We start from the raw sequence: 12968 nt of genomic DNA, 5'->3' as shown, positions 1-12968 counted from the left end.
GTACAGAGGATTTGTTTACTGACAATCGTGCTACAGCATGAGATACTGATTCTTTTCCTGCAAGAATATCTAGCACCGTATGTAGTTTTTCTTCTGCACAAACCTTAGTTCTATGCATAATAAATGCTCCCTTCCAAGTAGAGTGAGATTTTATTATTTCTCATGTCTACCTAGAAGGGAGCATATCAGTACCCTGCGATGGCTGGCCATATAGTTTGTTTGTATAAAACATAAGAACTAAATATGAGTCATTCCTCACAAAAAAACACGTATTACAATCTTAGGCTCTTAGAAAATGCAGAAGAGCGGACGCTTTACCGTTGTGGGGGGTTAGGTAAATGGTCCGCTTTTCCGAAGTGAGGAGGGTTTGTATGCTTTTGCATAGGGAAGTTATACCTCTTTCTTAGTATAACTATAAAATGCACTAATGGTTCTGCCAATTATACGAATGTATACATTTTCTGTTATAAGCTGAAAAAGCAGGCATTTTTGAAGCTGTTTCATGGCATTTGATTAAAATCGAATATCGAAAAGGCTTTCTCCGAGAGCGGAGAAAGTGGTTCTGAAAGAACCGATAGAGGTTGAGTATACAAAAATCAACCGCTTTTAGGACCAGTTGCTTCGCACTTACCCATATCCACGTTTAGAGCTACTAACCGGCTACAAGATTGAATTGCAGCTGGCTTTCTCCGAGAGCGGAGAAAGTGGTTCTGAAAGAACCGATAGAGGTTGAATCCACAGAAATGCCCCTTCAGGCCCGTCTCCCCCACAGGTGGCGCTTTTTTTAGAACGCCCTGCTTACGGTGGCACTGTAGGTCACGCCGCGTTGTACGCCTGCCCAGCCTGTGACGTGAAGGTCAGCGCCCCAGTCGTGATCTTTATCGATTTTGCTTTGCCAGCCCAGTTCCAGCATGCCGCTTGAGCCTTTGACACCGGCTGCGGGCGTGTCGAAGGTGCCGTAGCGGGCGTTAGCGTTGTCGCCAAATTCGTAGTTCCAGGCGAGGCCTGCATAGTACGACGTCGTCGGGCTCACGTCTTTGGTCCAGCGGAAGCCCAGTCGCGTACGGTACGAATCCACGTTATCAAAATCGTATTGCGATGTACCCAGGTCACTGTGCATCTGCACGGAGTCACTGCCCAGGTGGGTCCAGAAGACCTTGCCGTAGTAGTCGATGGAAGCCGTGTCTTTCTTGTCGATCTTCCCTGCTCCTAACATAGCACTGACGTACGGGGCGCTCGTGTCGTAGCTGGCCATGTGCTTACCGATGACGCCGTGGAAGTCGCCGTTCGTGCGGCCGGCACGGACCATGGCTTCGTAGTGAATGCCGCTAGCCAGGTCTCTGCGGGCCAGGAGGCCGGCACCGATGTAGCGTTGGTCGCCGTCGCCGCGGGCTCCGTTATCGAGGTGGCTCGTGTAGTTGCCGTTACCATATTCTAAGAACGGCATGAGCGTGTCTGTATGGCCTTTTTGGCTGGTCCGTTTGACGAAGCCTATGTTGGCGTTGAGACCGTACGTGTCGACGTAGGATCCTGTATCAGCACGCAGGTCGTGGCCGCCTACTACCAGGTAGGGCGTGAAGTCACCTTTGGTGGCGGCATCGCCGTTCCAGGCAGTGAGAGCGCCGTCGTAGGCGGCAGTAGCGGCAAAGTCGCTACCGGTGTTGACAAGGTTCATCGCTGCGGCCCGGTCTTCGGCGAAGAGTTTCGTGTCAGCGTTCAGGGTCGGCTGTGTGCCTTTGGGGATGCCCAGAACGACGGTGTTATCGTCTTGCTTCCAAATGGAAACCTTACGCTGCAGGAAGGCCGCATCAGTGACGACGTCTTTGCCGTCCAGCATGGTGTACGTGGCGCCTGTATCCTGCAAAGCATGGGTTCCGGAAATGAGGTCGATGACCTGGCCTTCGCTGAGGTTCATCGTTTCTTCTACACCGGCCTTGACCGTGGCGTCCGTCAGGTCCGCTGTGCCTGTGACGGTGAGGACCGTATCACCAGCGGCGGTGCCTGCCGGGACGTAGAAGTTGTAGTTCTGGAAGTGATCCAGGTTGGCGACGCTATTTCCTTTGGCGTAGACATTGAGCGTATTGCCTGTACTTTCGGTTTGGCCAATGCCGCCGTAGAGGTTCAGGTTTTCCCCTACTAAGGCTGCGTAAAGGTTGACCACGTTGTCGCTAACTGCGGCCGAGTCGGATTGGCCACCGATGATGCTGTCCGTGACGGTGCCACCGTAGTAGTTCACTGTGTTGCCATTGGCATCGCTCTGGGAAACATCTGGGGCTGTGATGGCCGCGGAAACGTCAGCCAAGGTGGTGATGACATCAGTTAAAGAATTCTGCAGGTCGCTGCCCGTGCCCAGGACGCCGGTGGCGCCGCCGTAGACGCTATCGACGGTGCCACCGGCCAGGTTGACTGTATTTCCTGTAGCCTTGCCGTAGCCGGAGACGCCGCCGTAGAGGCTGGTTGCTTGCGAGTCCGTGCCCATAGTGACAGTGTTCGCATCTGCTGTGCCTTGGAGGGCCAGGCCGCCGATGACGTTATCCGTTACCTTGGTTTTCGCCAGGGTGACTGTATTTCCTTGAGCTGTGTCCGTATGGGTCCGCTTGAAGGTGATGTCAGATTCGCCGAGGACATCGTCCACGGTGATATTGACCACGGCTGCGCCGCCAAGGACGGAGGAGGTGATGGTACTGCCGAAAAGGCTGACCTTGTTGTCATTGGCTGTGCCGGTGGCAGTTAAGGTGACGGTGCCTGGTGTGCCCGCAGCCTCATCACTTTTTTCACTTTCGGCGTCCAGGCTCATTTCTATAGCACCGCCCAGGACGTATCCGGACTGATAATCGGTCAGGGCGACTGTATTGTCATCACTGGCATAGGTACCGGTATAGGAGCGGGTATCTGTAGCCGTTGTAGGCACTGCAATGGAAATGCTCCCCTGTACCCGGCCGCCATAGACGCCATCCACCGTGGATATAGTCGGCGTAGCGGCGTCACCTTGCATGGTGACTGTATTGCCCGTGGCGGACAGCTGCATTTGCGCCGTCGTCTTATAGCTGGGAACGAACGGGCCGTATTCTCCGTCCATTTCAACCCAGCCGCCGTGGATGGTGCTATTGCCTTCTTTGGAAAAGCCGTAGACATCCTCCACAGCTACGGTATTGTTATTACAACTCTGCGAGAGTGCGCCTGCCGTATCCAAAACAAAGGCATAATACGTATCTGCATAGCCGCCGACAACAGATCCCAGGATTGCCACATTTTTTACGCTAACCTGGTTGTCATTGGCATTACCGCCTTCGGTATAGCCACCTGCTATGTATCTTAGACGTTCCCCATAGCCTGTATTAGGTCCTCCTAGAGACCAATTAGCCTGCGCGTCCGTACCGGTATCGAGGATCTTCCCTGTCATGGAGACCTTATTGCCGTTGGCATCACCGTAGGTTGTATAGCCACCGTTGATGTCAATGGAATGATTCGGCGTATCCAGCTGGTAGGTAATGGTAACCGTATTATTGTTGGCACTAGATGGTTTCATGATGGCAGCTCTTTCATCCATAGTAAGACTATCATCGTAAAAAACACCCATGCCCTCGATATAGCCGCCGTAGACTCCGCTTTCAGCGGCTGTATTCACCAAGGTCACGGTGTTGCCATTGGCTTCGCCTTGTAAGGGGCTTGGTATCCATTGTGTATAAATATAGTATTGATCGAGAGCTAACCCACCGTAGATAACGAGTTCCACTTGGGAGTTTTCCAGGTATACTGTATTTCCATCAGCAGTGAGGAAGGTCACTTTATCCGGATGTGTCGCATACGAATTGGTGCCATAGTCTTCCGGTATCCAGTTATGGCCGCCATAGAGATACCCGGCCACAGTTGAATTCGTAACATTTACCGTATTGCCGTCTGTATGGATGATGAGCTGGGGAGAAATGGTGATATGGTTATTATCAAACCCATCATAGGTGAAGAGATTGCCTTCCGCCATGCCGCCGCAGATTTCATACACTATGCTGTCTGCTACGGTGACCGTGTTACCGCTGGCCTGTGCGGTCAAGGTCACAGGCACGGTAACGGTCTCATCAGTTTTACCATCGAATTTTACTTCTGTATAGCCTGCGGCGTGGCCGCCATAGACAATCCATCTGGGTGTATATGGATCAGTTAATTTAGATTCAACCAAGGCACTTACGGAGACGGTGTTGTTGTCCGCTGTATAGGCGGCAACGTAGGCCTGGGACAGGTCATTGAGCGTAAGCTGATTGTAATCGATCAGGTTATCCGGATCCGCATTGATGCCGGAAAGTCCGCCGTAGATGGTTTGCCACGCTGTGCTGGTCTGGTTATTTACAGTGGCCGTATTGCCGCTGGCTGCGCCGTAATGGGAAAAACCGCCGGCCATCGTATCGCCGGTAATGGCACCCTTGGTGTCCACCGTCAGGATATTTCCTAGGGCATCGCCGCCAGCGGCGTAGCCGGCGTAGACATTGCCCGTAACAGAGCCGGGGGTGCTGATGGTCAGCTGATTGCCGACGGCATTGTCCCCTGCTGCTGTTGCTTTACCGCCGTAGACGTCTTCCGTTTCTGTTGTGGTTATGGTCTTGGGCTCTTCGGTGATGTCTTGTGCATAGAGCGGTGTGGTGGACATGGTCGTGGTTAGGAGTGTAGCCATGATGGAGGCGTAGAGTATGATGTTCTTTCTTTTCATGATTTCTTCCTTCTTCCCAAAATGCAAATCGAGATGATTGCAGTACTCACATACTTATTATAACAAAAATAGATATATTTTACTAATCTGATATAAGTGTAAAAAAGGAAAGCCCCGCTCCGCCAGGACTTGATTTGTATCTGGCGGAGCGGTGTGAGATTTTTTTTGAGTACGTGCTTCAAGTTCACTGCATTCCCATTTAGAATGCCCTGGTCACAGAGACACTGTACGTTACGCCTCGCTGTGTGCCGGCCCAGCCGGTAAGATGGAGATCGGCACCCCAGGGATTATCCTTTGTGGCTTGACTTTCCCAGCCGATTTCTAGCATGGCGCTAGAACCTTGGGTGCTTGGACTCGGAGTGTTGAAGTTGCGGTATTTGGCATGGGCGTCGCCACCAAATTCGCAGTCCCAGGCGAGGCCTGCGTAGTACGACTTCGTTTCGCTCTGATGTTTTGTCCAGCGCAATCCCAAACGCGTGCGATAGGAATTGATGCTATCGAAATAATAGCCGGCTGTGCCCAGGCTGTTGTGCACGACGACGCTGTCACTAGATAGGTGATCCCAGAAAAATTTCCCGTAAAAGTCATAGCTTGCGTTTTGACCGGCAGGAACAATTTTACCTATACCCGCCATAGCGCTGACATAAGGCGCACTGCTATCATAGCTTGTCTGATACCCTGCAATACGTCCCTTGAAATCACCCTGTAAGCGGCCAGCCCGGACCATCCCTTCATAATGAAGGCCATCACTTTGATCGCGGCGGACGATGACGCCACCGCCGATGTACCGCTGGTCGCCGTCGCCACGGGCTCCGTCATCGAGGTGGCTGGTGTAATTACCATTGCCATATTCGATGAAGGGCAGGATGGTATCGGTATGGTTTTTGCCGTATAGCCGGCGGACGAGGCCCAGGTTGGCGTTGAGGCCTTGTGAGTCTACGTGCGAACCTGTGTCTGCACGCAAATCGTGACCGCCTAGAACGAGGTAGGGCGTAAACTGACCGCGTATGCCGTGTTCGGCTGCATAGGCTGAGATGGCACCGTCATAGCCATTGGTGGCTGCGAAGTCAGCAGCCGTCGTCAAGGTATGCATGGCTGTGGCACGGGCTTCAGCAAAGAGCTTCGTGTCGGGTGAGATGTGCCACGGTGTCGGTTCAGGTGTTGTGTCGTCATGAGCGTCAGAATTGTCACTCTGATTCGTATCAGGTTGTGGTTCCGGATCGTCCTTTGTGTCAGAATTATCGTTCAGGCCATCATTGGGTTGTGGTTTCGGGTCGTCCTGTGGTACTTCCTGCCAGGCTGGCAAGTCCATGACGATGGTGTTGTCATCTAGTTGTCTAACCTGAGCGCTCGCTACGAGATATGCCGGTGTGATGACTTCGGCTGAGTTTAGGAGCCCGTACGACGTAGTGTCGTCTACGTTTAGGGTATTGGCATAGAGCAGGGTGATGGTTTTGGGTGTGTCGCCTAGTACCTTATCGCTTTGGAGGCCGGCTCTGATGTTGGCGCCTTTGAGTTTGGCTGTGCCCATGACAGTGAGCATCGTATCGTCCGTTGTCATATCAGCCGGAACGAGGAAATTGACGTTTTGGAAATCGTCTATATTGGCTACGGTCAATCCTTTGGCGTAGACGTTGAGGGTATTGTCCGTGCTTTGGCCTGTGCCTGTATCGTTGACCCAGCCGCCGTAGAGGGTGGTGGCAGCAAAGGTCCCTCCTTTGAGGTTGACACTATTTCCCGTAGCATTACCAGCAGCTGCGTAGCCGCCGTACACATCAGCGTTTACAGTACCGCCGCTGATGGTGACTACGTTTTCTGAGGCGTCGCCAGTGCCTTTTGTTTCACCACCATATATATTCTTTCCTATGGAGCCGCCTTCTATATTTACTTGATTTTCCGTGGCAGTGCCTGCACCAGCTTCCGTAAGGGATGAACCACCGTAAACATTACGCGTTACTTTCGCGGTACCTGAAATGGTTACAGTATTTTGCTTTACCGAACCAGTAAATGCGGCTCCCCCGCTAACGTCTATGTCAACAGTCCCACCGCTAATATTGATGCTATTCTCTTTAGCATCGCCTAAGCCTTGATTCAGTCCGCCAAAAGCAGCCAATTCTACTGTGCCCCCAGTCATAGTAATGGTGTTATTAGATACATCTCCTTTAGCTTGTTTCGTAGTATCAAGGTCAATCAAACCACCTGCAATATTACTCCAAATATAACTTTCATCCTTAATATTCAATTTATTATCCGTGACTGATCCATATCTTGAATAGCCACCTGAAACAAATATACCATATCGCGCAGCACCATTACCTACAATGGTGCTGCCACTGAGGGTTACAGAATTGTTAATGGAATCGCCAGACTTATTTGCCAGTCCTCCATATACAGTGCCTAAGTAAACTTTGCTATTATTACTACCTTTGATGGTTACTTTATTATTCTTAGCACTGCCATTGTACGAATAGCCGCCATAGACATTCATTACAACCTGTGTATTTTCCAAAATCACTTCATTGTTTGATGCCTCGCCGGTGCCTTCTGTATCACCGCCTATAACATTGCCAGTTGCGATGCTCCCATACGTTGTAACCACATTGCCCGTAGCTGAAGCTGTACTTGATTTTGAATTAATGTAACCACCATATACATCACCGTAGTTATAATAGTCTAGATCACCGGCAATGCCTCCATTCAAAATCATGGTATTTTTTGTCGCTGCCCCATTTTCTGCATAACCGCCGTACGCATTCCCAACGACAGTGCCAGGATACTTAATAGTCAGCTTGTTCCCTACTGCATTATCCCCAGAGGTGTCAGCTTTGCCACCAAATGCATTCCCGGTCTTAGTATCGCTAATTGTTTGCTCAGGATTCGTAATATCCGCTGCCTGTGCTGAGAAGGTTCCCACACCCGAAGCCAGGAGCGTTAACATGACTGATACATATAGCAAGCCCTTCCGATTTCCCATAACTTACCCTCCTATTTCAAAATAATTTATTCAAGAACATTTTGCTTTATATATATTATAACTAAAAGAGATAAAACTTTCTATAGCATATAAGTATTTTTTCTTGTCTTTTAGATAAAAACAGCAGGCATTTTTGTATTTAGAAAATGCCTGCTGTATAAAATGCTTCACATCATCTGTCCCACAGGAGGATCCTGATTGGCTTCCTTTGCTGGAAAAGTGGTACAAAACGGTAATGTACGCTGATCGGAGCGCATTATTTTTTCATCAGAATGCTCTGCCGATAGTCAGTGTGTAGTCAATGCCCTTCTTCATGCCTACCCAGCCTCGGAGTTTGACATCTGCGTTCCAGGGATTGTCTTTGTGACTTTGGCTGGACCAGCCCAGTTCCAGGAAACCGGCGTCACCCTTGCCATCTTTTTCGGGGAGATTGAAGTTGTTGTATGTGGCTCGGGCTGTGCCGTCGAATTCATGATCCCAGCCCAGGCCTACGTAGTAGGTTTGGTTTTCCTGGTAATGCTTCGTCCAGCGGAAGCCGATACGCGAGCGAATGGAGTCGGCGCTGTCGAATTGGTATTGGGCTTTGCCCAGGTCGCTGTAGATATCTACGTCGTCACTAAAGATATGGGACCAGAAGAGTTTCGTGTAGATGTCGTAGTTGTTGTCTTTGTGGGTATAGAGCTTGCCCAAGCCCAGCTGTGCTGCGACGTAGTTCGTGTCCGTGTCGTAGCTGATGTGGTGGCCGGCGATATCGGCGTGGTAGTCCGTATTGAGCTGGCCCGCGCGGAGAACGGCTTCGTAGTGCAGGCCGTCTGTGCGGTCTCTGCGAACGAGAATACCGGCGCCAATGTACTGTTGGTTGCCGTCACCGCGGGATCCTTGGTAGCGTTCGGTGTAGTTGCCGTTGCCGTATTCTAAAAACGGCATGTAGGTGTCGATGTAGTCGTCGTGGTACGAGCGTTTGACGAAGCCCAGTTCGCTATTGAAGCCTTGGGTATTCGTGGTCGAGTCTGCGTCGTAACGGAGGTCATTGCCTCCTAAGAGGACGTACGGTGTATATTTCTTCCAGACTTCGTGGTCTTCCCAGCCGGCATCGCCGTAGTTACCGCCCATGTTGCCTCTGACGCCGGTTTCTGTATTCCAGGCAGCGATTGCGGCTTCATAGCCACTGGTAGAAGCCGTGTCTGTAACATCTGTGACAGTGCTGATGGCGCGGTTACGTTGGGACGTCATGAGCTTGGTCGCCGGGATGACGGTGCCCTTACTGTCTTCCGGGATGTAGAGGACGATGGTTTCCGGGTCCTGCTTTTTGATGAGGACGTCGTAGCGGACGAGGCCCGGCGTGACGACGTAGTCGCGGTCCGGCATCATACTGTACGTCGTGCCACTGGTCGTGTCGATGGTATTGGCATCGTGAATAAGGTTGATGTGCTGGCCCGGTCGCAGGCCGACGCTTTTTGCGACGCCGGCGTTGATAGCGGCGCCGTGGACGTCAGCCGTCTGCGTGACTTCCAGGACCGTGTCATTGGCCTGGGTTTCACCCGGTACGTAGAAATTGAGGGTCTGGAAATAGCCCAGGTTTTCGACGGTGTTGTTGGTCGTGTACATATTGAGCGTGTTGTTCGTGCTCTTCGTGATAGCCGCCGGTGTATAGCCGCCGTAGAGGCTCATCATGACACCTAAGGTGCCGCCGTAGACATTGACCGTATTGCTGTCGGCTGCGCCGTCTTTCGTGTAGGCTGCGGCGATGAGATTTGTATTTTCTTCAGCCGCATCGGTCGTACCGATGGTGCCGCCATAGATGTCCAGGGTGTTGCCAGAAGCATCGCCTGCCGGGGTCTGGCCAGCTACAACATCTTCCTCTACCGTGCCGCCGTTGATGGTGACGGTATTCTTAGATGACGAGCCGCCTAGCTTATTGTTGCCGCCGATGACGGTGCCAGCTGTGACGCCGTCGCCCAGGGTGACCGTATTGCTGTCTGTCGTACCTTGTGTATCTTCATCACTATCTTTTAGCCAGCCGCCGTAGAGTTTTTCTATCGTTACCGTGCCGCCGCTGACAGAGACCTTATTTACATTGGCACTGGGAGAGATAGTGATGATGGATTCCGTTTCATCATCATAATATTCCAGTTCCTCGCCTTCCGATATGCCGCCTGTGATTTCCTGCAGCTTTGTAAGGGAGGAATCGCTTATGGACACTTCGTTGTCATCTGCCTGGGTGGAGCTGCGGCCGCCATAGATGGACTCTGTATCTGCTGCTGTGCTCTTGGTTATTTTCACCGTATTATCATTGGCATAATAGTAGCCATAGCCGCCGGCAATGGCTTTTGCCCCTGTTACATTCACGCCGGTCAGGGAAAGGTCGTTGTCATTGACCAGTATTCCCATATATCCACCGACAATAGCAGGACCACCACCATAGGCCTCTCCTGTAAAGGACAGGGAGCCGCCGGTAATAGACGTGGTATTATGCTCTACCTTACCAGCATAAGATTCTGCCCCAATAAGCTGGGTTATATTGGTGAGGGTTGTATTTTCCAGGGTCAGCTCATTGTTGTTGGTAGTTGTGTCTCCATAGGCCCCTATAAGGGTTCCCTGGTTGAAGGTCAGATGGCTGTTATTCTTGATGGTAAAGGTATTCCCAGCGGCAGTACCACCACTAGCGCTGCCATAAAGGTATTTAAGGCCCGTTATGTCCGTAGCATCGATAGTAATAGTATTGTCATTGGCTGCTGTATCGGACTCCGTATAGGCACCTAACATTTCCAGGTCATTTCCCTCAAGGATAGAGTTCTTCAAAGAAAGGGTGGTGCCGGAAACAGAGCCGTCTTCAGAATGGCTGCCGTATATGGTGGTGACATTTTTAATGGTGGCATCGGTAATTGACAGTGTGTTGCCAGCTTCTTCCGTGCTGCCCGTTTCTTCGGTGTTAACGCCTGCCCGGGTCTGGCCCTCGGCGCCTATGATGGTCAGGCCATCTTCTGCGCCTGTGATGGTGACATCACTGATGGAAACGGTATTGCCCAGGGCTTCTGCTTTTTCTGCCGGTTTTTTTTCATCCAGGTAGGCCTTGCCGCCGATGATGTAGGAAATATCATTCAGCTCTGCACCTTTGCCGGAAATGGTGACGGAGTTGCCCGAGGCGGAGCCATTGGAGGCTTCGCCGCCGATAATCCGGCTAGCCGTATCTTTATCGCTATGCAAATACGATTTCTGCTGGGTTTTTCCATCATAGGTAACTTCATAAAAAGAGGTCCCTAAGGTGACGTTTGTGTCGCTCAAGGTAACGGAGTTGCCTGAGGCTTCGGAGAGGGCCCAGCCGCCATAGATGTCGGAAATCCCATCTGTAATGGTGCTATGGCTGATTTGCACACTATTCCCGGAGCTGGTACTGCTTGTTAAGTAGCGGTTATTAGCGGAGAAACTCGGTGGTGCCATGCCGCCGGCGATGAGGCCTTGGGGTGGATCATTAAACTCTGTCATAATTCCCCATATGTCTCCTACAGAAGCTCCTATGGTGCCACCATAGACAGAGACCGTATTATCGTTAGCCGTTGGGTTGTCATGGATGCTGCCAGACCGCCCTACTGTATAGCCACCCACGAGCGTATTGCCAATCACAGTTGTTGTGGAGTAATCCGCTTTTCCTACGGCAACAATATTGCCTGTAGCATCAGCATAGATAGCTTCACCGCCGATGATCTTGCTGGCAGTGCCGCTGATCAGGGTTGCTTCATTATCCAGGGCATTCCTCATGGCAGCACCGCCATACACGGCGCCTCGGATTGTCGTTGCACCGGAGGTGGTTTCCTGGATGGTTATCTCATTGCCTATGGCATCACGGTAGAAGCATAGGGCAGCAAAATCTGCTCCGGAGTGATCGGTAGGTATCATGATGTCATGCTCCGTCGAGGATACACCACCGGCGGCTACATAGAGGTTGCTGTCGGTAATGTTTACAATATTTCCATTGGCGTCGCCATCGCTTTTCGCTGCTTCAGCCTCTTTATTGATTTCCGTACCGATAGGATCCTTTGTATCGCCATTTGCAAGCCCGCCTATGGCATATACCTTTCGTTCGCTATTGGCGACATTGACGTGGGTCAAGGTCAGGACGTTTTCATTGGCACTGGCCAGGTTCATGCCATTGCCCCCATAGATTTCTACGCCATTATCCCCATCCTTTCCACTGGTATCCGGGCCGATGGTAATGTTGTCTAAGGTTACGTGGTTTTTATTGGCTTCTTGAAAGTAGGCGCTGCCGCCTACCACGGTATTGGTCAAAGTACTATTGCGCATGACTACGGTATTTCCGGTGGCCTGTCCTTTCATCGAGCGGCCGCCGTAGACGCTGTCGTAGGTACCGCTATCTCCTGACGTGGCATAGGTACCAACCGCTTCCTCGTCGGCGCTGGTGCCGATATAAACGGCATTGCCCGTTACATTGCCTGCAGCAACAAACTTATCATAAACAATTCCTATTTTACTCCCCGATGTAGTTGTCGCACTGCCCCACACATAAGCAGCGCCGCCATAAACAGATACGGCTGTTCCATCCGCAACTGAGGTCGGGTTCACGGTTACCGTATTCCCTGCTACGGTAAAGCTCTCGTTAGAAACCGGAATAGCCAAAACAGATTCAGCAGTCGCCACATTCCAATCGATCAAATAGCCGCCGAAGATGGAAATACTGCCAGCACCGTCGCCCAATAGCGTGTCAGACACGGTAACGGTGTTGGAGCTGGCTGCCGTCATGGTTGCATTCTCTTCCTCCCGGACCAGGCCGCCAAAGATGTCCGAGCCCGAGGGTTCTGAAGTAATGATACCGCCGCTAATGGTCAAGGTATTGTTAGAAGCGGTATTTGTATCCTTATTGCCGATGGCCGGGTTGTCCATATTAATCTCTCTAATCCCATAGCCACTGGTATCACCGGTTTCAGCCTGTACCTGGTCACCAGTAAGGGAAATGGCTGCCGCCTGAACGGGCGGAGCTTGCAGCGTAACGCCTAGGATACTTGATAAGATGAGTCCGCTAATGGTGCTTCTACTATGTTGTTTCATTTTCATTCCTCCCCATAATTCTTCACGAAAGTCCGCACTGAAGCTGCTTATCTCCCCATTGATAAGTAACTAGTATTATATAATTACATTATAATATAATTTATTTTAATATGAAATATAAAATAGTATATTAGTTTTGCATATTGCAAAAAAAGCAATCTCTCTTAGTAGTTTGCCGTAGCAAATTGACCAAAAGAGATTGCTTTTCGTCTTTCCTATTGTCCTGTT

The 12968-nt window shown here is 51.0% G+C and carries 3 protein-coding genes; all 3 read right to left on the bottom strand.

Annotation, left to right across the window (positions count from 1 at the left end; all coding sequences use genetic code 11):
• Positions 1–784 precede the first annotated feature (784 nt).
• The 3 genes from H8J70_RS06650 to H8J70_RS06640 all read right to left on the bottom strand — a co-directional run bounded on the left by H8J70_RS06650 (position 785) and on the right by H8J70_RS06640 (position 12740).
• Positions 785–4702: an autotransporter outer membrane beta-barrel domain-containing protein gene (locus tag H8J70_RS06650; RefSeq protein WP_186503079.1), complete on the bottom strand. Its 3918-nt coding sequence runs from the start codon at positions 4700–4702 to the stop codon at positions 785–787.
• A gap of 199 nt (positions 4703–4901) precedes the next feature.
• Positions 4902–7676: a hypothetical protein gene (locus H8J70_RS06645; RefSeq protein WP_186503078.1), complete on the bottom strand. Its 2775-nt coding sequence runs from the start codon at positions 7674–7676 to the stop codon at positions 4902–4904.
• Positions 7677–7943: 267 nt separating this feature from the next.
• Positions 7944–12740, bottom strand: a complete 4797-nt coding sequence (locus tag H8J70_RS06640) for an autotransporter outer membrane beta-barrel domain-containing protein (RefSeq protein WP_186503077.1) — start codon at positions 12738–12740, stop codon at positions 7944–7946.
• Between the last annotated feature and the right edge of the window lie 228 nt (positions 12741–12968).

The sequence above is a fragment of the Megasphaera hominis genome, assembly GCF_014269395.1.
Taxonomy (GTDB): Bacteria; Bacillota; Negativicutes; order Veillonellales; family Megasphaeraceae; genus Megasphaera; species Megasphaera hominis.
Note: the sequence above shows the minus strand (reverse complement) of the source record. Positions and strands in the feature narration are given on the sequence as shown.